Origin of the sequence: Lentibacillus persicus (assembly GCF_900112705.1) — a bacterium.
GTDB classification, from domain to species: Bacteria; Bacillota; Bacilli; order Bacillales; family Amphibacillaceae; genus Lentibacillus; species Lentibacillus persicus.
This window is the reverse complement of sequence record NZ_FOMR01000004.1, coordinates 118,050-139,770: the sequence shown is the minus strand read 5'-3', so window position 1 is coordinate 139,770 and position 21,721 is coordinate 118,050. Positions and strand designations below refer to the sequence as shown.

Sequence of the window (21,721 nt, the reverse complement as noted above, 5' to 3'; positions counted from 1 at the left end):
TTTAAATAAGGGAGGAGCTGTGAATATGAGTACCGATGAATCTCCTCTATTACAGACGTTGTGGAAACATTGGCTGGAAAATAACGATCGGTCTGCTGCCGATCAATTAATAGATTACTATACATACATCGTCAGTTATCATGTTGAAAGGATTGCCTCCAATTTGCCTGCCAGAGTAAGCAGAGATGACTTAAAAAGCTTTGGATTGATGGGGTTGTATGATGCGTTGACAAAGTTTCAGCATGAGCGTGATTTGAAGTTCGATACGTATGCTTCCTTTCGGGTGCGGGGGGCTATTCTTGATGGGTTGCGGAAAGAAGATTGGCTGCCACGATCAATTAGAGATAAAACGAAAAAGGTTGAACAAGTCTCCCAGGAATTAGAACAATATTTCCAACGCGAACCAACCTCGGAAGAAATTGCTGAACGGTTAAAGTTAACAGCAAAAGAAGTAGAGGAAATCACACGTGATACGCTGGTGGCCAATATCTTATCAATCGAGGAAAAACCAAATAAAACGAGTGACCACAATGAAGGTATTGGTTATTCTATACCTGACCAATCTGCTTTACAGCCTGATGAACAATTGGTTAAGCGAGAATTGAAAGCAGATTTGATTGAGAGCATGCAATCGCTTAATCAAAACGAGCAAATGGTCGTCAGTCTCTTCTACCACAAAGAGCTAACACTGACAGAAATCGGTCATGTACTTGAGTTGACGACTTCCCGAATCTCGCAGATACACCGAAAGGCTCTTTTCAAAATGCGAAAGTCGCTTCAAAAACTGCAAGCAAATTCGAACCAGTCAACTCAATAATGGTTTAATGGAAACAAAGGGGGACATCATGACGTCGATGTTATTGGTCTTAAGTTTGCTGATTCACTTAATAACTTTGACAGCATTCTATCAACTATTTAAACAAGTACAGATATTAAAGCAGGGTCGCTCAGATGACGTAACGAAGCTGATGGAGACATATTTGAAAGAAATAAAAGAAGAAAATCGTCTGCTCGAAACCACCCTTTCCCAAGCTGAAACCAGCGTTGAGCCGGATACAAAAGCGGCAGCCGATAAAACTGATTCATCCGCCTACACACCCGCAACAGACCATGTGGCAGATGACAGCAAGCTGTCGCTTGAAGCGAAAGTGTTACAGCTTTATGATAGGGGGCTAGAGATTGAAAATATAGCCCGACAATTAAACTGTGGGAAAACTGAAGCTGAGTTAATTATAAAATTTAATAAGAAAGCTCATAATAATGCTTGATTGGTCCTGTTTGTTATGATATATTTATTTTTGGTGTAAAGCTGTGTTCGCAAAAAATGCGAGCATAAATACACACGCTTAGTGATTTGCATATTGGGTGCCATTACATCCGCTTTTTCCAACACGGAAAATAAGCTGTGGTCTTATGCAAAAATGATCTGAAGCGGAGGAAAAAACCATTAGGAGGATTTTTTTATGTCAGTTATTTCAATGAAACAATTGCTGGAAGCAGGTGTTCATTTTGGACATCAGACTCGCCGCTGGAATCCGAAGATGAAAAAATATATCTTCACGGAGCGGAATGGGATTTATATCATCGACTTGCAAAAGACTGTTAAAAAAGTTGATGAAGCGTATAATTATGTAAAAGATATTGCTGCAAACGGCGGCTCTGTTCTTTTTGTGGGTACAAAGAAACAGGCACAGGACTCAGTGCGTGATGAAGCGACACGTTCCGGCATGTTTTATATTAACCAGCGCTGGTTGGGCGGAACGTTGACAAACTTCCAAACAATCCGCAAGCGAATCAACCGTTTGAAAGATATTGAGCGTATGGAAGAGGACGGCACATTTGATGTTCTGCCGAAAAAAGAGGTAGTCGGTCTGTTAAAAGAAAAAGATCGTCTTGTTAAATTCCTTGGCGGCATCAAAGAAATGAATAAACTTCCTGACGCAATGTTTGTTATTGACCCACGTAAAGAGCGTATTGCAATTGCGGAGGCACATAAATTGAACATCCCGATTATTGCAATGGTTGATACGAATTGCGATCCGGATGAAATTGATTATGTTATACCGGCAAACGATGACGCAATCCGTGCTGTCAAATTGCTGACGTCCAAAATGGCAGATGCTATTCTGGAAGTGAAGCAAGGCGAGGAAACAGAAGAAGCTCCTTCTGAAGAAGAGCAGGCTGAGGAAGAAGCGGTTGCTGCAGAAACTGAAACAAATAATGAGTAATGTTTAAAAGGACAGGTGATAAGGGGATATGAGCCTTTTATCACCTTTTTTACAAGGAAACGATTTAACTTTAAGGAGGATTCACCATGGCGATTTCCGCAAAACTAGTTAAAGAGCTTCGCGAATCAACCGGAGCCGGTATGATGGATTGTAAAAAAGCACTGCAGGAAACTGACGGAGATATGGACAAGGCAGTTGAATTCCTGCGTGAAAAAGGAATGGCAAAAGCTGCCAAAAAGGCAAATCGTATTGCCGCCGAAGGGTTGGCTCACATAGAGACCGACGGAAATACAGCAGTACTTTTGGAAGTGAACTGTGAGACAGACTTTGTAACAAAAAACGATCAGTTTAAACAGCTTCTTTTTGAATTGGGCAAGCATCTTGTTAAACAAAAACCTAAGACTGTTGAAGAAGCTTTATCCCAACCGTTGCACGGTGATGGTGATACCGTTGAAAACTACATCAATGCAACTGTAGGTAAAATAGGAGAAAAAATTTCACTCCGCCGTTTCGCTTTAATGAACAAGACTGATAACGACGCATTCGGCGCTTACCTTCATATGGGCGGATCAATAGGTGTTTTAACCCTGTTGGAAGGTACAACTGATGAGGATCTCGCCAAAGATATCGCTATGCATGCAGCAGCTGTAAGCCCTCGTTACGTATCCAAAGATGAAGTTCCGGAAGAAGAGGTTAACAGTGAGCGTGAAATGCTGAAGACCCAAGCATTGAACGAAGGTAAACCCGAGCATATTGTCGAAAAAATGGTTGAAGGCCGTTTGGGCAAATTCTATGAAGAAATTTGTCTCCTTGAACAGGACTTCGTGAAAGATCCTGATCAAAAAGTGAAAAAATATGTATCTGACAAAGGTGCAGAAATTAAGACGTTCGCACGCTATGCAGTCGGTGAAGGAATGGAAAAACGTGAAGAAAACTTTGCTGAAGAAGTAAAAAACCAAATGAATAAATAATAAAGCAGCTGGAATAGGGAACGCGGAAAGTGGTTCCCTATTTCGCTAATGCTTGATCACAACAGTGGGATGTCCCTTCACTGATATAAAGTTCACTTTATTGCTATTTAACATATTAGAATTCCGATGGAGGTAATCATGACAACAGCCCGATACCGTAGAATTGTGTTAAAATTAAGTGGCGAAGCATTAAGCGGCGAACAAGGCTATGGAATTGAACCACAAGTGATTCAGTCGGTCGCATCACAGATTAAAGAAGTTGCGGAGCTTGGAGTGGAAGTAGCTGTCGTTGTTGGCGGCGGCAATATCTGGCGCGGCAAAGTCGGAAGTGAAATGGGAATGGATCGTGCCACCGCTGACTATATGGGAATGCTGGCAACAATTATGAATTCTCTGGCACTCCAGGACAGTCTGGAAAACAACGGCATACCAACTCGTGTGCAAACGTCAATTGAAATGCGGCAGGTTGCCGAACCATATATCAGGAGAAAGGCAATACGCCATCTTGAAAAAAAACGTGTTGTCATTTTTGCTGCAGGCACCGGAAATCCTTATTTTTCAACTGATACAACAGCGGCATTGCGTGCTGCTGAAATCGAAGCAGAAGTTATTTTAATGGCTAAAAACAATGTTGACGGTGTTTATTCAGATGATCCAAAAGTGAATAACGATGCAGAAAAATACACGGAAATTTCCTATATGCAAATGCTGAATGAGGGACTGGGCGTAATGGATTCTACTGCCTCCTCATTATGTATGGACAATGACATTCAATTAATCGTATTTTCGATTACGGAAGAAGGCAACATTAAACGTGTGGTTCGAGGCGAGCCAATTGGTACAACAATAAGGGGGGACTGATGATGTCCGATCAAACCATTAAAGAAACGCGGAGTAAAATGGAGCAAGCTGTTCAGGCCTTTTCTAAAAGTCTGGCAACAGTACGTGCCGGACGCGCTAACCCGGCAATTTTAGATAGTGTTGTTGTTGATTATTATGGTGCTGCGACACCACTGAATCAGTTGTCAACGGTTTCGGCACCGGAAGCAAGGCTTTTAGTCATAACACCTTTTGACAAATCAGCCATAAGTAACATTGAAAAAGCTATTCAAAAAGCTGATTTAGGTCTTTCCCCATCAAGTGATGGCAATGTTATTCGAATTAATATACCAGCGTTAACCGAAGAACGCCGCAAAGAATTGGTGAAAGTTGTCGGCAAATATGCTGAAGAAGCCCGTGTCCAAGTCAGAAATGTGCGTCGTGAATCAAACGATCAATTGAAAAAAGCCGAAAAAAATAATGATTTGACCGAAGATGAACTTAAAAAAGAACAGAATAACGTGCAAAAAGAAACCGACAAGCACATTGATAAAATTGACCAGCTTGTTAAAAACAAGGAAAAGGAAATATTGGAAGTATAACGATGAAGGTGTAGTCAAATATGATGCTGTAGCCCTCTTGACCAAGAGGGCTTTTGTTTCCGGCTATATAGATTCAATAGTGGTTTGGACAGAAGCAGCCATACATACAATAGCTTTAAAATATGGGAAAAACTTTGCTTGTATTGGCAAGCCGGGTTTTTCGGATATTTTAAAGGTTTTTAATAAAATGTTGACTAACAGTGATATAATGATATCTCAGCCTAATATGATAATAATAACCCGTCTCTTTTAGTTTTCAGATTTGAAAGTGATTGGTTATATCAATGTTTCATCAATGCTATCGGAGGACAAATCATGTCAATGAGACTTCCCTTTTTTAACAATAAAAAAACGAAACTGAACGAAACACCGGAATTGGATACTATCCCAAAACATGTTGCAATCATTATGGATGGAAATGGCCGGTGGGCAAAAAAACGTGGTTTACCACGTGTTGCAGGCCATAAAGAGGGAATGGATGTTGTAAGGCAAATCGCTAAAGCAGCGTCTAAATGCCAGGTTGAGATTCTGACGTTATATGCGTTTTCAACTGAAAACTGGAGGCGCCCAAAGTCAGAGGTTGACTACCTTTTAAGGCTCCCTAAAGAGTTTTTACATATATACTTGCCTGAATTAATGGAAAATAATATTAAAATTGAAACAATGGGGTATGTCGACATGCTTCCCGATCATACGAAAGAAGCAGTCGATTATGCAAAAGAAAAAACAAAAGACAACGATGGATTAATACTTAATTTTGCTTTAAACTATGGAAGTAGATTTGAAATATTGCAAGCTGTCAAACAAATTATTACGGATATGGAGAATGACGAATTGTCATTTGATAAGCTGGATGAACAGCGGTTCTCGGAATATCTGTATACGACAGGGCTTGCAGAGCCGGATCTTCTAATACGGACAAGTGGTGAAAAGCGGCTGAGCAATTTTATGTTATGGCAGATCGCATACTCTGAATTTTGGTTCACAGATGTTCTTTGGCCCGATTTCAAAGAAGAGACCTTTGTACAGGCGCTGGATGATTATCAGCAGAGAAAACGGCGGTATGGAGGCGTATAAGGAGCAAAACAAATGAAACAGCGAATTCAAACAGCTATTATAGCCTTTGTTATTTTTATACCATTGGTTGTTATTGGCGGATTTATTTTTGAAATATTTGTGGGTCTGCTGGCAGTGATTGCGTTAGTTGAACTCACGCGCATGCGTCAAATAACCAATTATTATGTTCCAGTCATCCTGGCAGTTTTTTTCTTATTGCTCTTATTGCTGCCAGAAACGGCGGGTATACTACCCAGTATTGAAAACACCGAACTGATTATCTTATTCGTTTTAATTATGTTGTCATACACAGTGTTGGTGAAGAATAAATTTACCTTTGATGATGCTGGTTTTGTATTACTTTCGCTTATTTATGTCGGAATGGGATTTTTTTACTTAATACAAACACGAGATGGTCAAAGTTCTGACGGCCTTATCAACCTGTTTTATGTTCTGGTTGTAATATGGGCCACTGACACTGGTGCCTATTTTTTCGGACGGGCTCTGGGCAACCATAAGTTATGGCCCCAGATTAGTCCGAATAAAACGATTGAGGGTGCAGTAGGCGGTATAGTGCTTTCTGTCCTGGTTGGAATTGCTTTTCATATTGCCTTCCCTTTTTCGTATGATATGATAATTGTGATAGCAGTAACTGTATTGGCATCAGTTACAGGACAAATTGGTGATTTGGTGGAGTCAGCGTTTAAACGTCATTACGATGTTAAAGACTCAGGTAACTTATTGCCTGGTCATGGTGGTATACTGGACCGTCTTGACAGTCTGCTTTTCGTTTTGCCTGTTCTCCATTTCATCAATTTCTTTGCGTAAGTGTCCCGATAAGAACAAGAGAACGTGTAATTGAAATAATCTCTATTATGAAAAAGGGCGGTGCTTGTATTGACCACAGTTATAGCGTTCATATTTATGTTCGGTCTGCTTGTATTCATACATGAATTTGGTCATTTAATATTTGCCAAGCGGGCTGGAATGCTTGCTCGTGAATTTGCGATCGGTTTCGGTCCAAAGGTTTTCGCTTTTACAAAAAATGAAACAGTCTATACAATCCGTCTGCTTCCAATCGGAGGTTATGTGCGTGTTGCCGGTGAAGATCCGGAAATAATAGAATTGAAGCCGGGACAACACATCGGTTTAGAATTCGATAAAGATGAAAAAGTAAACAAAATTATTGTTAATCATAAAACAAAGCATCCCAACGCTCGTATTATCGAGGTTGAACATGCTGATTTGGATCACGACCTGATAATTCAAGGCTATGAACCGGACGAAGAACATGAAAAATTAAGCTTTCAGATTGATCGGAAAGCGTCCTTCGTAATGGATGAGGAAGAAACCCAAATTGCTCCATACGACCGGCAGTTTGCCTCCAAAAGTGTCGGTAAACGTGCCATGCAATTATTCGCAGGCCCAATGATGAATTTTATACTCGCTATTGTGATATTCTTAATCGTTGGATTCAGTCAGGGTGTACCGGTTGATGAAGCACAAATATCCGGCGTAGTCCCTGATACGCCTGCGGAAGAAGCCGGGTTCCAGGTCGGAGATGAAGTTGTACAAATTGACGGCAATGCAATTTCAACCTGGGAAGAATTTACCACAGTTGTCCAGGACAATCCGGGAGAAGAACTGACAATGACCGTTCAACGTGATGGTGGAACCGAAACGTTAACGATAACGCCTGCCAAAATAGAAGGACAAGGCATCACAATCGGGCAGGCTGGTGTTGAGAGAGCTTTTGAAAAATCCTTTTTCGGAACATTTCAGTATGGATTTGAACAGACCTACGATACAACAACATTGATACTAACTAACCTTGGTATGCTTATAACCGGGCAGTTACCGATCGAAACACTATCGGGACCTGTAGGTATTTATGATGCAACTGATCAAGTTGTCCAATCCGGTTTCGTGACTTTCCTAATGTGGACGGCTATTTTAAGTGTCAATTTAGGTATCGTAAACTTAGTGCCAATTCCCGCTCTTGATGGAGGGCGGCTGCTGTTTGTGGGAATTGAAGCAGTTAGAGGCAAACCAATGGATCCTCAAAAAGAAGGTATCGTTCACTTTGTTGGTTTCGCTTTATTAATGCTATTAATGATTGTCGTCACCTGGAATGATATTCAGCGGTTATTTTTGTAAATATTAATTAAGAAAGTGTCAAGTTAACACTTGCTTTAGCTGTAACCCTTGTCTAAAAATTAGTGGCAAGGGTTTTCTATCACTATCACAATTACTGACCTATAACTTGGAGGAAAAAAGGTAATGGATATTTCAAAACAAGAAAAAATGGCTTTGTTGCTGAAACAGCTGGAAATCCCCAAAAATTACATAGAAAAATATTTCATAGAAAGTAAGTTAATAAAACTGGAAGTTCATAAACAATCAAAAAAATGGCATTTTCATATTCAAGTACAATATTTGCTGCCGACTGAAATATATGCGCTATTAAATGCCAGGCTGCAGGAAACATTTCAGCAGTTTGCGCAAATTGACCTGACATTGTACACTGAAGATAAAACGTGCGATAACGACACTGTATGCGCGTATTGGCAGACATTCCTCCAATCTGTTTCCAATTTGTCACCTGCTTATAAAGACTTAGTTTTAAATCAGACCCCGGAAGTAGACAATAATAAAATTATGTTAACTGCCAGGAATGAAGCTGAAGGAAACGCGCTAAAGAAGAGGCTTGAAGAACCATTTAAAAATTTCTGCCAAAAAATTGGTGCAAAAACTTACCAGATTCAAATTGATGTAAAGCCTGAAATGGAAGCAGTGAAAAAATTCAGGGAGCAGAAGGCGCTGGAAGATCAGGAGCTTGTTTTAAAAACGGTTAAAGAAAAAGAGGAACGGGATAAAGTAAAACAAAATGAGGAACAAAACAAGCCGTTTATGCTTGGCTATAGAATCCAGGACGAACCGCTGCAGATGGCGGAAATCCAGGAAGAAGAACGGCGTGTCACGGTTCAGGGCTATGTTTTTTCAACAGAAATCAGACAGCTTCGTTCCGGGAGAAGTTTGCTCATTGTAAAAGCGACCGATTATACAGATTCACTTCAGATAAAAATGTTTTCAAAAGGTGATGAAGACGCAGCTGCATTCGAACAATTAAAAGAAGGCATGTGGATAAAAGCAAGGGGAAGTATTCAGACGGATATGTATACGAATGAGTTGGCCATGATGGCAAATGATATTCATGAAGTTAAAGTGGCAACTCGGCAGGATACGGCTCCTGAAGAAGAAAAGCGCACTGAGTTTCATGCTCATACCACAATGAGCCAGCTGGACGCTGTGGTTTCACCGTCTGCACTTATTGAAAAAGCTGCGAATTGGGGGCATAAAGCGATAGCCATAACTGACCATGGAGGTGTACAAGGCTTTCCCGAAGCACATGCCGCCGGCGAAAAGCATGGCATTAAAGTTATCTATGGTGTCGAAGCTAATCTGGTTGACGACGGTGTCCCAATAGCCTATAACGAAAAGGACACCGATTTGGAGAATGGAACCTATGTCGTATTTGACGTGGAAACGACAGGACTTTCAGCCGTTTACGATACGATTATTGAACTTGCAGCAGTTAAGATTCATAAAGGCGAGATAGTTGACCGGTTTGAATCGTTCGCCAACCCGCATCACCCTTTATCCCAGACTACTACGGATCTAACCGGCATAACTGATGATATGGTCAGGGAGGCACCAGAAGTTGACGAGGTGTTGAGGGATTTTCATGAATGGATGAAAGATAGTGTTCTTGTAGCTCATAATGCCAGCTTTGACATCGGCTTTTTAAACCAGGGTTTTCAACGAATCAATTATGAGAAGACCGCTAACCCGGTTATTGATACGCTGGAACTGTCACGATTCTTGTATCCACAGCTGAAAAACCATCGCCTCAACACGATGTGTAAGCACTTGGATATTGAATTGACACAACATCACCGGGCTATATACGATGCTGAAGCAACAGGTTACCTTCTATGGAAATTGGTGAAAGGTCTCCTTGCAAAAGAGATAACAAACCATAACCAGTTAAACAACCATATGGGTGAAGGTGACGCTTATAAACGTTCACGGCCATCACATTGTATATTGATTGCTCAGAGTCAAGAAGGTCTGAAAAATTTGTACAAGTTAGTGTCTTATGCCCACGTGAACTATTTTTATCGTGTGCCAAGAATACCACGATCACTTTTACAAAAGCATCGGGAAGGGATTCTTGTCGGATCAGCATGTGATCAAGGTGAAGTGTTTGAGGCTATGATGCAGAAATCAGCAGAGGAAGCAGAAAAAGCAGCTGAATTTTATGACTATATTGAAGTCCAGCCGCCTTCTAATTACGCACACTTAATTGAAAAAGAACTTGTACAGAATGAGTCTCAAATTTTGGATATTATTACGAAATTAACTGAGATGGGAGAGCGTCTTAACAAACCAGTATTAGCGACCGGGAACGTTCACCATCTCGAAGAACATGATAAAATTTACCGGCAAATACTGATTGCATCTCAAGCCGGGAACCCTTTAAACAGACAAACACTTCCGGATACATCTTTCAAGACAACCAATGAGATGCTTGAAATTTTTGGGTTTTTGGGTGAAGCCAAAGCTAAAGAAATCGTTGTGAATAACACCAAAGCATTGACAGACAGAATTGAAGATGTATCACCGGTTCAGGAAGGCCTTTACACACCAACGATTGAGGGTGCCGAACAAGAGATACGAGACCTTTGTTACAATAGAGCTAAGCAGATTTATGGTGATCCAGTCCCCGAAATTGTTACAGACAGGCTTGAGAAGGAATTGGAGAGCATTATCGGGCATGGCTTTTCAGTTATTTATTTAATTTCGCATAAGCTTGTTAAAAAATCACTTAATGATGGATATTTGGTGGGGTCCCGTGGTTCTGTCGGATCTTCGCTTGTTGCTACTATGTCGGAGATCACCGAAGTCAATCCATTGCCGCCGCATTATGTATGCACTGAATGCCATTACAACGAATTTATTACCGATGGCTCAATTGCAAATGGTTTTGATTTAGAGGATAAGCCATGTCCGGAATGCGGGACAAATTTGTTAAAAGATGGTCATGATATCCCGTTTGAGACCTTCCTGGGTTTTAAAGGTGACAAAGTACCGGATATTGATTTGAATTTCTCCGGGGAGTATCAGCCGATAGCCCATAATTATACAAAAGTTTTGTTTGGTGAAGAAAAAGTATATCGCGCGGGGACAATTGGAACGATAGCTGAGAAAACAGCGTATGGCTATGTGAAGGGTTACGCGTCAGATAAGCAGCTGGTTTATAAAAATGCAGAAGTTGACCGTCTTGTACAAGGTTGCACAGGCGTAAAGCGGACAACCGGGCAGCACCCGGGGGGCATTATTGTCGTACCGGAAGATAAGGAGATTTTCGATTTCACACCAATCCAGTATCCGGCTGACGATCGAAACAGTGAATGGCAGACAACCCATTTTGACTTCCATTCTATTGATGATAATTTATTAAAGCTTGATATACTTGGTCATGATGATCCCACGGTTATTCGAATGCTTCAGGATTTAAGCGGTATTGATCCTAAAACAATTCCGACAGATGATGAAGAAGTTATGAAAATATTTTCGGGTCCGGAAGCACTCGGACTGACACCAGAACAGATTAATTGCAAAACAGGTACATTGGGTGTGCCGGAGTTTGGCACACGTTTCGTAAGGCAGATGCTTGAGGATACGAAACCCAATACCTTTGCAGAACTTTTAATTATATCTGGCTTATCACATGGTACAGATGTCTGGCTGGGAAATGCAGAAGAATTGATTAATGAAGGTATCTGTGAACTGCCGGATGTAATTGGTTGCCGTGATGATATTATGGTTTATCTGCTCCATAAAGGGCTTGAACCTTCTCTCGCCTTTACTATAATGGAATACGTGCGTAAAGGCAGAGGGTTGAAAGATGAATGGATCGACGAAATGAAAAAGAATGGCGTGCCTGATTGGTACATTGAATCCTGTAAAAAAATTAAATATATGTTCCCTAAAGCTCACGCTGCAGCCTATGTGCTTATGGCAGTTCGGATTGCATATTTCAAAGTTCATTACCCAATTTACTTTTATGCAGCCTACTTTTCTATCCGGGCAGGCGATTTTGAGCTGGAGACAATGGAAAAAGGGTCAGCTGCCATCAGAGAACGCATTGAAGCTATTACTGCTAAAGGCAACGATGCTTCACCAAAGGAAAAAAGTCTATTGACAGTTTTGGAAGTGGCACTTGAAATGTGTGAGCGCGGATATTCATTCCAAAAAGTTGACTTATATCAATCAAAAGCATCGGAATTCATTGTTGACGGTAATACGTTGATCCCGCCGTTTGACGCAGTGGATGGACTTGGGACAAACGCTGCCATTAATATAGTGAATGCACGCGAAGAAGGTGAATTTCTGTCTAAAGAAGACCTCCGCCAGCGGAGCAAAATTTCCAAGACAGTGCTGGAATACCTTGATAATCATGGCTGTCTGGAAGGAATGGCTGATAAAAACCAATTATCATTATTTTAGATAATTTAAGGTTTAATTTTAAACATAGAATTGAGCTGCTCAAACCTTCGCAATTGATGTAAACTGCAACGTAGTGAAGGTTCTTCCTACTGATTTCAGTAAGTGCTATGCCACCGCTCCGGAAATACACTCCGCTTTCCGCGGGCGGCTGGTGAGCCCCCTTGTGCTGGGGCGCTTCGTTGTCTCACCTATGCCTCTGCTCCCGCTGGAGTCTCCGTGTATTTCCTTCGCTATGGTTGGTTTGATCGTATAGCTAGAAACAGTAAGCATCCCCAGCGCAGGCAATATACGAAGACTCCTATGGGAACAGCACGTGTCCGAAGACCCCGCAAGAAAGCGGTAAGGTTCAAAGGCTAAGAACGCCACGTCCTGTGGCAACGCCTTTGTGACCAACATCGTGTTGGCCCGAGGCCGTGCCCATGGAAAGCGAAGTATATTGCCGGAGCGGCTTTAAGCATTCAAGTGTATTTTCGAAGCGGCGGAAGACGCACTAACTCAAATTTAAAACTAGTTCGCAGTTTATGGATGTTGTGGCAATATGACTGCTTCTTAAAACGCTAAGATGAATTGCTATCTTACACCACGATAAAGCAGTAAAATAAAATGCTGGATTTATTTTTATCTTATTTTCTTAAAATTTGCTATAATATGGACCGGGTTTTTCACATAATCGATGCTTGATATAGAATACTATCCAAAAAATGATAAAAGGAAGCGATATTTTGGAATTAAAAAATGCACCTACTATACGACAGTTTCTTATTGATAATTCTGAGCGCTTTGGAGAACAGTTGCTTGGTGAGGCAGAAAATGTCCGCAGCAAAATTGAAGAAATTCAGCTGATTGGCAATATTGATCTCTTATACAATGCCCGTAAGCTGGTACTCCTTGTTGTTGACGAAGAAAAAGAGAAAGTTAAAGTGTTTGCAGAAGAAGAAGGTATTGCATGGGCAAAATATTCACTTACTCTCGCCCTGAAAATTGAATGGGTTCAGGCAATACGGCGCACGTTGTGGGACTTTCTGTATGAATATGATAAAATGAATAAAAGTACCCACAACCTTGATGAATTCTACAAAATGGAAAGTAAAATAAATAAATTAATGGATGACTTTCTGAACGGTTTCTTTATAAGCTACTCGTCTTACAAAGATAAATTACTCGAGGAGCAACAGAAACTGGTAGAAAATTTATCAGTCCCGATTATCCCGATTTCAACTACAATTAGTATTTTGCCGTTAATCGGTTCGATGGATGAGTACAGGTTTGTTGTTATTGAAGAAAAGGTTCTGGCTGAAATTGCTGAGCGGCGCATACAAACATTAATTATGGATCTGTCTGGCATCGCGGATATGGAAACTGAAGCAGTTAAACTGTTTAAAAAATTATTAGATGGTATTTCAATGATGGGATGCGAGGCAGTGATTACCGGCCTGAGACCGGACATCATTAAGAAAATGATAGAATTGGGCGTAGAATTAGGGCCAAATGCCGAAACAAAAGGGTCACTTCAAAAAGCTCTGACTGCTTACTTACGTGATGTTGCTGAAAATACTGGATCCGGCATCTCTGAAAGCCGCAAAATCTTGATAAATGGTGACAATCATTAAATTGCAAGCATGCTTTTGGCAACTTCTTGCAACATAGTGCTCAATATGATATAGTTCTATTGGTAAGCAATGGTACGAACGGTTTAAGGAGTGGGGGAGTCCCGCTCTTTTCTTCATTCTTGGATCTTTTCACATGTCTTCCCTTGCCACCTCGCTTGGCAGGGGTTTTATATTAATAAGGGGCTAAACGCAAATGAAAAGGCCTGCCGCAGTCCATACTAATCAATAATAACAATTGAATAAAGGAGGATATGTGTTGAGCGAAATTGTAAACACGGCGGAAGAATTAGTGACTCCGATTTTGCAGGAAAAAGGATTAGAACTAGTAGATGTTGAATATGTGAAAGAAGGGAAAAACTGGTTTCTTCGGGTTTATATTGACAAAGAAGGCGGTGTTGATATTGATGAATGCGGCCTTGTCTCTGAAAAACTTGGCGAGAAACTGGACGAAAAAGACCCTATAAAAGGAACATATTTTTTAGAAGTCTCATCGCCCGGTGTAGAGCGACCATTGAAGTCAAAAGAGGATTTTGAAAGAAATATAGGCAGCAATGTATACGTTAAACTATATGAGCCAATAAATGGTGAAAAAGAATATCAAGGGCTGTTGGATGCATTCTCTAACGAAATGGCAGTCATTAAATATCGGATAAAAACACATGAAAAACTGGTTGAAATACCTTTCAATAAAATTGCTAAAGCCAGACTATCCGTATCATTGTAAGGGGGAGACTTAGAAGTGAGCAATCAGCTGTTTGATGCGATTGATTATTTGGAACAGGAAAAAGGAATTGATAAAGATATATTAATGGAAGCTCTTGAGGCTGCTTTAATTTCTGCATATAAAAAGAACTTTAAGTCAGCAACAAATGTGCGCGTTGATATCGATGAAGAATCAGCGACCATGCGTGTCTTTTCAAGAAAAACAGTCGTTGAGGAACTTGAAAACAGCCTGGAAGAAATCACCTTGCAGGAAGCAAGAGAGATTAACCCGAATTATGAAGCAGGAGATGTTATAGAAGTTGAAGTGACACCAAAAGATTTTGGCAGAATTGCTGCTCAGGCTGCTAAGCAAGTCGTTACCCAGCGAGTCAGAGAAGCCGAACGCGGTGTTATTTTCAGTGAATATGCAGACCGCGAAGAAGATATCATGACTGGTATCATTTCACGAAAAGATCCACGTTTTGTATATGTTAATCTGGGAAAAATTGAGGCGAAACTTGCTGAATCTGAACAAATGCCTACTGAAGATTACTATGTTCATGACCGTTTGAAAGTCTTTGTCAATAAAGTCGAGAATACCAGTAAAGGGCCGCAGATATACATTTCCCGTTCCCATCCAGGGCTTCTGAAACGTTTATTCGAAATGGAAGTACCCGAAATATATGATGGTACGGTTGAAATTAAATCTGTGGCGCGTGAAGCAGGCGACCGCTCCAAAATATCTGTTCATGCAGATGACCCGGAAATCGATGCGGTCGGATCCTGCGTTGGACAGAGAGGTCAGCGGATTCAAGTTATTGTAGATGAATTAAAAGGCGAAAAAATTGATGTAGTTGAATGGTCTGAAGATCCTGTTGTATATGTCTCCAACGCACTGAGCCCTTCCAAGGTGGCTGACGTGCTTGTAGATGAAGAAGATAAAGCAACAACAGTTATCGTTCCGGACTATCAGTTGTCTCTGGCAATTGGTAAACGAGGTCAGAATGCGCGCCTTGCAGCCAAACTGACAGGCTGGAAAATTGACATAAAGAGTGAAACAGAAGCTCGTGAACAAGGACTTTTAGACGAAGAAAACGCCGATCAGGCTGAAGAATCCTATTCTGACATTGACGAAGACTTGTTTGAATAAGGAGGAATAGACATGCCCAAACAGAAAAAAGTACCGCAGCGCAAATGTGTGGTCACAAATGAAATGAAGCCGAAGAAAGAATTGATCCGTGTTGTACGTAATAAAGAAGGCGACGTTTTTATTGATCCAACAGGAAAAAAAAACGGGCGCGGAGCTTATCTTTCAAATGACTCAGCTGTTATTGAAAAGGCCGAAAAAACCGGTGTTTTAAATCGTCAGCTGGAAACAAATGTTGACCCGACTATTTATGAAGAACTTAAAAAATTAGTTGAAGGTAAGCCGAATGAATGATCGTTACTTAAACATTGTCGGCTTAGCCTATCGTGCCCGAAAATGTTCAGTCGGGGAAGAAACGATTATTAAGGATATACAGAAGAAAAGGGCTAAACTCGTCCTTCTGGCAAATGATACAGGGGTTCAGACGCGAAAGAAAATCACTGACAAATGTAACAGTTATAAAATCCCATTTGAAGTAGTTGATGATAGAGAAACATTAGCACACGCTATTGGAAAATCCCACAACGTAGCTGTAGCTATATTGGACGCGGGGTTTGCCGCCAAAATCAAATCACTGCTGGGGAAATAATCTTGGGGGTGGACTTATGAGCAAAATGCGTATATATGAATATGCAAAGCAAAATAATACGACTAGCAAAGAAGTCATTCAATATTTAAAAGACTTGAATATTGATGTCAAAAACCACATGTCAACGGTCTCCATTGAAACCATAGTGGAACTGGATAAGAAATTTGGTTCCAACAAATCAAATGAAAAGGCAGCATCCAGTCAAAATAATCAAAACCAAAATTCATCCAATCAATCAGGAAATACTGGCAACAAACCGCAAAGGAATAATCCAAATAACAAGGCAAAAGGTCAGAACCACAACCGCAAAGGACAGCAAAATAAAAATAATCGAAACAGGCATAATAAAAAAGGAAACCGCAATCGTCCCGCTTCTGACTCAAATCAGCAGAAACAGCAGTCGAAACCAGTTAAAAAGACACCTGAGAAAATCACTTACAGTGAGACATTGACAGTAACTGATTTGGCGCATAAATTAAATAAGGACCCGTCTGAAATCATTAAAAAACTGATGTTTCTTGGCGTCATGGCAAACAAGAATCAGGACCTTGATGATGACACGGTGGAACTCTTATGTGAGGAGTTTGGCGTGGAAGTAGAAAAAGAAATTATTTTAGAAGATACTGATTTTGATAAATATCTTGAAGAAGACAATCCGGCTAATTTAACTGAACGACCTGCAGTCGTTACAATAATGGGGCATGTTGATCATGGTAAAACTACCCTGTTGGATTCAATACGTGAAACAAAAGTGACTGCAGGTGAAGCAGGCGGGATAACTCAGCATATAGGTGCGTATCAAATTGAAAATGATGGCAAAAAGATTACGTTTCTGGATACACCTGGACATGCTGCATTCACCAGCATGCGCTCACGCGGCGCTCAAATAACCGACATTGCAGTGTTGGTGGTAGCGGCGGACGACGGTGTTATGCCTCAAACGGTGGAGGCGATCAATCATGCGAAAGCTGCGGAAGTTCCGATAATTGTAGCAGTTAATAAGATGGATAAAGAAGGAGCCAATCCTGATCGTGTGATGCAGGAATTGACGGAATATGAATTGATTCCTGAAGATTGGGGAGGCGAAACCATCTTCGTAAATTTATCCGCCATCAAGCATGAGGGTATAGATGAACTCCTCGAAATGCTGGTCCTTGTCTCGGAAATGGAAGAGCTGAAAGCGAATCCGGATGCTAATGCATTTGGAACCGTTATTGAAGCACAGCTTGAAAAAGGAAGAGGATCCGTTGCTACGCTTTTAATTCAAAACGGCACATTGCATGTTAGTGACTCGGTTGTTGTAGGCAATACGTTTGGACGTGTCCGAGCAATGGTTAATGATGAAGGCAGACGCGTTAAAACCGCTGAACCATCAACACCTGTTGAGATTACTGGCCTAAACGATGTCCCTCAAGCAGGCGATCAATTCCTCGTATTTTCCGACGAGAAAAAAGCGCGTCAGGTCGGGGAAGCCCGTCATCAAAAACACATCCGGGAAAGCCGGTCGGAAACATCGAAAGTAAGTCTTGATGACTTGTTTGAGCAGATTAAACAAGGCGATATGAAAGAAATAAACATTGTAATAAAAGCAGATGTTCAAGGTTCTGCGGAAGCATTGGCATCATCAATTAATAAGATCGATGTTGACGGCGTGAAAATAAAAATTATTCATACGGGCGTTGGGGCAATCAAAGAATCTGATATTATTCTTGCCTCTGCTTCCAATGCAATTGTTATCGGGTTTAACGTGCGCCCTGATGCTAACGCCAAAAAAGCTGCAGAATCTGAGAAAGTGGACGTTCGACTCCACCGTGTTATCTATAAAGCCATCGAAGAAATGGAAGCTGCAATGAAAGGTATGCTCGACCCGGAATACGAGGAGAAAGTCATCGGGCAGGTTGAAGTCCGTGAAACATTCAAAGTTTCGAAAATCGGCACCATTGCGGGCAGTTATGTAACAGATGGAAAAATAACACGATCTTCAGGTGTACGACTGATTCGTGATGGTGTCGTTCAATTTGAAGGCGAGATTGACAGTCTGAAACGTTACAAAGACGATGTAAAAGAAGTGGCTCAGAACTATGAATGTGGTATAACGATTAAAAACTTTAATGATATTAAAGAAGGCGATATTATTGAAGCATTTGTCATGGAGGAAATTGAACGTACATGATAGTGTATGCTGAAGTTGAATGTCTGTTGTATGAAAGCCATTCATTAAAGCAAAAACGTTCTGTCATTAAACGAATCAGTGCAAAGTTGCGGAATGATTTGAACGTCGCCGTTACGGAACTTGATTATCATGATTTGTGGCAGCGGACCCAGTTCGGAATTGTGACGCTTTCCAACGAAAAAAAACATGCTGAACAGGTGATACAAGCTGCTCTTAAGCTTATCGACACATTTACTGAAATTGAACGGACGATTACACATGTAGAGTCTCTTTAACGCTGGACAGTGATTATCGTTTATTATGTGAAGTAAAGAGCTTTATTCAATTTTTTCTGCAGTGGTGAATATTCCTGCTGTACTACACCGAGGGCTGTAACGACAGACGTTTCATTATATAGAGGTGAATAAGATGAGCGATATCCGTGCTAACCGTGTAGCAGAACAAATGAAAAAAGAGATGGGTGAACTTATTGGTCAAAAAATAAAAGACCCGCGCATTGGGTTTGTTACCGTTACAGATGTGGAAGTGACAGGTGACCTTCAGCAGGCTAAAGTGTTTATTTCCGTTCTCGGAAGCGAAGAAGAAAAGCACGATACACTTGTAGGTCTTGCTAAAGCTAAAGGGTTTATCCGCTCTGAAATCGGTCAGCGCATCCGGTTGAGAAAAACACCCGAAATTACATTCGAATTTGACGAAGCTTATGAATATGGCAACCGAATTGAGAAAATACTTCGTGACTTAAACAACTGAGCAGTATTGCAGATTAATCTGACTCATCAGCGAGTCAGATTTTTTCCTTGCAATTTCGGAAAATTAAAGGTGAATTTAAATCAGCGAAATTTTCCGCCGACAATAGGAGCTGGTGATATGGTGCATGGCATTTTACCTCTATGGAAACCCAAAGGGGTGACCTCACATGATTGCGTAATGAATATACGCAGGCTATTCCATACAAAAAAAGTCGGGCATACCGGTACTTTGGATCCTGAAGCTGAAGGTGTTCTGCCAATTTGTATTGGAAAGGCCACCAAAATTGCATCTTTTTTAACTGAGACCAAAAAGACATACATAACAAAAGTTAAACTGGGGTGTGCAACTGAAACTGAAGACAAAGCTGGTGCAGTGGTTGATGTCAAAAGGGTTTCATCACCCCCATCTCAACAAACGATTGAAAACGTGTTAAAATTATTTCGAGGTCAAATAACACAAGTGCCGCCAATGTATTCGGCAATAAAAGTTAACGGAAAAAAATTATACGAATATGCCAGAGAAAATGAAGCGGTTGAACGTCCGCAGCGCAACGTCTTTATCTATCGGCTGGAACAGCTTGAACAGAAAGATTCACATGACAGTTTCTGGTTAAAGGTTGTTTGTTCTAAAGGAACCTATATACGTACGCTATGTGTTGATATCGGTCATAAGCTTGGCTACCCTGCGCATATGTCTGATTTATTCAGAACAGGTTCCGGTGCTATAGACAAAAAAGATACATTTACATTTGACGCGATTGAAACCGCGGTCAGTCAAAACAGGCACAAGGAATTATTGTTACCGATCAGTAACGGGTTGACGCATATGGCCCGGTTATATGTGAATGAAAGTACCAAAAAAAGGATCCTTCATGGTCAAAAATTGAAGAAGACGCCTGAAATGCCGACAAGCGAGCCGTTTCTGGTTATGTACGATAAGGAAGTTCTGGCAATCTATAAAACACACCCGAAATATAACAACATGATTAAACCAGTACGTGTTTTTAATGATCAATAAGCAAAGTGCAGGTGAAAAAATTGCGGACTATCAAATTAAGCTATCCTCATACATTATTAATGGATGAATTACCAGAAACAGTAGCGGCAATCGGCTTTTTCGATGGGGTTCATAAAGGGCATCAGCAACTGATTAACACAGCTGTTAATAAAGCAAGGGATAAACAGATGGAGAGTGCGGTCATCACCTTCCATCCACACCCATCCGTTGTACTGAAAAAGGATGTTCAGCATGTGCAATATATAACACCGTTGCATGTAAAACAAGAGCTTATGCAGCAGCTTAATGTTGACCGCCTGTACGTCATTACATTTGATAAAGATTTATCTTCACTGGAGCCGCAAGCTTTTATTAACCACTTCATTATTAATCTAAACATCAAACACCTTGTAACCGGGTTTGACTTTTCATATGGTCACAAAGGGCTGGGCAATGTGGAAACACTTGAGGACCACGCACAGAGCAAGTTTAATTATACTATTATCACCGAGGTTCAGTCCGACGATCAAAAAATAAGTTCCACACGAATCAGAGAGCTTATGAAATCCGGGGACATTAAGAAAGTAAATAATTTGCTCAACCGCCCTTTGATTGTCACGGGTACAGTTGAGGAAGGCGAAAAACGCGGCAGGGCTATTGGTTATCCGACGGCAAATATAAAGGTTTCTCCCGACGCTTTGCTTCCCAAAATTGGTGTATACGCCGTCAAAGTGCTTTTTAAAAATGAAGTGTACGAAGGAATGGCCAGCTTAGGATATAACCCGACATTTACCAATGACAGGGAGAAACCCATAATCGAAGTGAATATATTTGATTATAACAACGATTTATATGGCGAAGAGCTTATCGTCGAGTGGCATAAATATATCCGGGATGAAGTAAAGTTTTCCAGTGCTGAGAAACTTATCGAACAAATTGCACAGGATGAAAAAGAGATCCGAAACTATTTTTACCGGTAAGTAATTGTCATTGTGAAAAGCTTTTTACTGTTGAAGTTTTGCATCCTGATGCTTGCATTTTTACCACAAAACATGTATTCTAATAACGTAACCATCGCTAGGCAACACGTAACTCCGGCGGTTGCTTGGGGATTGGGGATACAAATTATTTATGGAGGTGAGCCGAATGGCTATCACAAAAGAGCGTAAGAATGAAATCATTAGTGAGTATAAGGTTCATGACAATGATACTGGCTCCCCGGAAGTACAAATTGCAGTATTGACCGAGGAAATCACTAAATTAAACGAGCATTTACGCACTCATAAAAAGGACCACCATTCACGCAGAGGTCTCTTGAAAATGGTAGGTAAGCGTCGTAATCTACTGAACTACTTGCGAAATAATGACGTAACGCGCTATCGTGAATTAATTAAAAGCCTCGGTTTGCGCAGATAAGCACATTTGCGGAGGCTGTAATGGTTCAAAAAGCAGGAGATATTCCTGCTTTTTTTCTACTTATACACATAAAATTTACATTTATGCTT

21 protein-coding genes are annotated in these 21,721 nt (G+C 40.8%); all 21 read left to right on the top strand.

The window, feature by feature from the left end:
- Positions 1-25 precede the first annotated feature (25 nt).
- The 21 genes from BMZ22_RS06825 to rpsO all read left to right on the top strand — a co-directional run bounded on the left by BMZ22_RS06825 (position 26) and on the right by rpsO (position 21,632).
- Positions 26-817: a FliA/WhiG family RNA polymerase sigma factor gene (locus BMZ22_RS06825; RefSeq protein WP_090083477.1), complete on the top strand. Its 792-nt coding sequence runs from the start codon at positions 26-28 to the stop codon at positions 815-817.
- 28 nt (positions 818-845) lie between these two features.
- A complete protein-coding gene (locus tag BMZ22_RS06820; RefSeq protein WP_090083474.1) occupies positions 846-1,268 on the top strand; it encodes a DUF6115 domain-containing protein in 423 nt (140 codons plus the stop codon).
- Positions 1,269-1,463: 195 nt separating this feature from the next.
- Positions 1,464-2,228, top strand: coding sequence for a 30S ribosomal protein S2 (rpsB, locus tag BMZ22_RS06815; protein WP_090083470.1), 765 nt, complete (start codon positions 1,464-1,466; stop codon positions 2,226-2,228).
- A gap of 86 nt (positions 2,229-2,314) precedes the next feature.
- Entirely contained in the window at positions 2,315-3,199 is an 885-nt protein-coding gene (gene tsf, locus BMZ22_RS06810; RefSeq protein WP_090083467.1) for a translation elongation factor Ts, read from the top strand.
- 138 nt (positions 3,200-3,337) lie between these two features.
- Entirely contained in the window at positions 3,338-4,060 is a 723-nt protein-coding gene (gene pyrH, locus BMZ22_RS06805) for a UMP kinase (protein ID WP_090083464.1), read from the top strand.
- A 2-nt stretch (positions 4,061-4,062) separates the two neighbouring features.
- Positions 4,063-4,620: a ribosome recycling factor gene (gene frr, locus BMZ22_RS06800; RefSeq protein WP_090083462.1), complete on the top strand. Its 558-nt coding sequence runs from the start codon at positions 4,063-4,065 to the stop codon at positions 4,618-4,620.
- 315 nt (positions 4,621-4,935) lie between these two features.
- On the top strand, positions 4,936-5,697 hold the full coding sequence (locus BMZ22_RS06795; protein ID WP_090083460.1) for an undecaprenyl pyrophosphate synthase: 762 nt from the start codon (positions 4,936-4,938) through the stop codon (positions 5,695-5,697).
- A gap of 12 nt (positions 5,698-5,709) precedes the next feature.
- Positions 5,710-6,504, top strand: a complete 795-nt coding sequence (locus BMZ22_RS06790; RefSeq protein WP_090083458.1) for a phosphatidate cytidylyltransferase — start codon at positions 5,710-5,712, stop codon at positions 6,502-6,504.
- A 69-nt stretch (positions 6,505-6,573) separates the two neighbouring features.
- A complete protein-coding gene (gene rseP / locus BMZ22_RS06785) occupies positions 6,574-7,833 on the top strand; it encodes an RIP metalloprotease RseP (RefSeq protein WP_090083456.1) in 1,260 nt (419 codons plus the stop codon).
- Between the two features lie 123 nt (positions 7,834-7,956).
- On the top strand, positions 7,957-12,249 hold the full coding sequence (locus BMZ22_RS06780) for a PolC-type DNA polymerase III (RefSeq protein WP_090083454.1): 4,293 nt from the start codon (positions 7,957-7,959) through the stop codon (positions 12,247-12,249).
- A gap of 722 nt (positions 12,250-12,971) precedes the next feature.
- Complete coding sequence (locus BMZ22_RS06775) at positions 12,972-13,859, top strand: STAS domain-containing protein (RefSeq protein WP_245745249.1); 888 nt, start codon at positions 12,972-12,974, stop codon at positions 13,857-13,859.
- A gap of 256 nt (positions 13,860-14,115) precedes the next feature.
- A complete protein-coding gene (gene rimP, locus BMZ22_RS06770; RefSeq protein ID WP_425434270.1) occupies positions 14,116-14,583 on the top strand; it encodes a ribosome maturation factor RimP in 468 nt (155 codons plus the stop codon).
- Positions 14,584-14,598: 15 nt separating this feature from the next.
- The gene (gene nusA, locus BMZ22_RS06765) at positions 14,599-15,711 is read left to right on the top strand and encodes a transcription termination factor NusA (protein WP_090083449.1); all 1,113 of its coding nucleotides are present in this window, start codon (positions 14,599-14,601) and stop codon (positions 15,709-15,711) included.
- 12 nt (positions 15,712-15,723) lie between these two features.
- Positions 15,724-16,002 carry an RNase P modulator RnpM gene (gene rnpM, locus BMZ22_RS06760; RefSeq protein WP_090083446.1) on the top strand — a complete coding sequence of 93 codons (279 nt, stop codon included), beginning with the start codon at positions 15,724-15,726 and terminating at the stop codon, positions 16,000-16,002.
- A complete protein-coding gene (locus BMZ22_RS06755; protein WP_090083444.1) occupies positions 15,995-16,297 on the top strand; it encodes a YlxQ family RNA-binding protein in 303 nt (100 codons plus the stop codon). Before rnpM ends, BMZ22_RS06755 begins: the two co-directional genes overlap by 8 nt.
- A 16-nt stretch (positions 16,298-16,313) precedes the next feature.
- Positions 16,314-18,470, top strand: a complete 2,157-nt coding sequence (infB, locus tag BMZ22_RS06750) for a translation initiation factor IF-2 (protein WP_090083442.1) — start codon at positions 16,314-16,316, stop codon at positions 18,468-18,470.
- Positions 18,467-18,745 (top strand): DUF503 domain-containing protein, encoded by a 279-nt coding sequence (locus BMZ22_RS06745; RefSeq protein WP_090083439.1) that lies wholly within the window; start codon positions 18,467-18,469, stop codon positions 18,743-18,745. Before infB ends, BMZ22_RS06745 begins: the two co-directional genes overlap by 4 nt.
- A 133-nt stretch (positions 18,746-18,878) precedes the next feature.
- Positions 18,879-19,220: a 30S ribosome-binding factor RbfA gene (rbfA, locus tag BMZ22_RS06740; RefSeq protein ID WP_090083436.1), complete on the top strand. Its 342-nt coding sequence runs from the start codon at positions 18,879-18,881 to the stop codon at positions 19,218-19,220.
- A gap of 117 nt (positions 19,221-19,337) precedes the next feature.
- On the top strand, positions 19,338-20,237 hold the full coding sequence (gene truB, locus BMZ22_RS06735) for a tRNA pseudouridine(55) synthase TruB (RefSeq protein ID WP_342710173.1): 900 nt from the start codon (positions 19,338-19,340) through the stop codon (positions 20,235-20,237).
- A 20-nt stretch (positions 20,238-20,257) separates the two neighbouring features.
- On the top strand, positions 20,258-21,196 hold the full coding sequence (locus BMZ22_RS06730; RefSeq protein ID WP_090083434.1) for a bifunctional riboflavin kinase/FAD synthetase: 939 nt from the start codon (positions 20,258-20,260) through the stop codon (positions 21,194-21,196).
- A 166-nt stretch (positions 21,197-21,362) separates the two neighbouring features.
- Complete coding sequence (gene rpsO, locus BMZ22_RS06725) at positions 21,363-21,632, top strand: 30S ribosomal protein S15 (RefSeq protein ID WP_090083431.1); 270 nt, start codon at positions 21,363-21,365, stop codon at positions 21,630-21,632.
- The last annotated feature ends 89 nt before the right edge of the window (positions 21,633-21,721 follow it).

Coding starts and splice junctions, on each gene's coding strand:
- BMZ22_RS06825 (WP_090083477.1), top strand. CDS start 26: ATGAGTACCGATGAATCTCCTCTATTACAGACGTTGTGGAAACATTGG.
- BMZ22_RS06820 (WP_090083474.1), top strand. CDS start 846: ATGACGTCGATGTTATTGGTCTTAAGTTTGCTGATTCACTTAATAACT.
- rpsB (WP_090083470.1), top strand. CDS start 1,464: ATGTCAGTTATTTCAATGAAACAATTGCTGGAAGCAGGTGTTCATTTT.
- tsf (WP_090083467.1), top strand. CDS start 2,315: ATGGCGATTTCCGCAAAACTAGTTAAAGAGCTTCGCGAATCAACCGGA.
- pyrH (WP_090083464.1), top strand. CDS start 3,338: ATGACAACAGCCCGATACCGTAGAATTGTGTTAAAATTAAGTGGCGAA.
- frr (WP_090083462.1), top strand. CDS start 4,063: ATGTCCGATCAAACCATTAAAGAAACGCGGAGTAAAATGGAGCAAGCT.
- BMZ22_RS06795 (WP_090083460.1), top strand. CDS start 4,936: ATGTCAATGAGACTTCCCTTTTTTAACAATAAAAAAACGAAACTGAAC.
- BMZ22_RS06790 (WP_090083458.1), top strand. CDS start 5,710: ATGAAACAGCGAATTCAAACAGCTATTATAGCCTTTGTTATTTTTATA.
- BMZ22_RS06780 (WP_090083454.1), top strand. CDS start 7,957: ATGGATATTTCAAAACAAGAAAAAATGGCTTTGTTGCTGAAACAGCTG.
- rnpM (WP_090083446.1), top strand. CDS start 15,724: ATGCCCAAACAGAAAAAAGTACCGCAGCGCAAATGTGTGGTCACAAAT.
- BMZ22_RS06755 (WP_090083444.1), top strand. CDS start 15,995: ATGAATGATCGTTACTTAAACATTGTCGGCTTAGCCTATCGTGCCCGA.
- infB (WP_090083442.1), top strand. CDS start 16,314: ATGAGCAAAATGCGTATATATGAATATGCAAAGCAAAATAATACGACT.
- BMZ22_RS06745 (WP_090083439.1), top strand. CDS start 18,467: ATGATAGTGTATGCTGAAGTTGAATGTCTGTTGTATGAAAGCCATTCA.
- rbfA (WP_090083436.1), top strand. CDS start 18,879: ATGAGCGATATCCGTGCTAACCGTGTAGCAGAACAAATGAAAAAAGAG.
- truB (WP_342710173.1), top strand. CDS start 19,338: ATGGTGCATGGCATTTTACCTCTATGGAAACCCAAAGGGGTGACCTCA.
- rpsO (WP_090083431.1), top strand. CDS start 21,363: ATGGCTATCACAAAAGAGCGTAAGAATGAAATCATTAGTGAGTATAAG.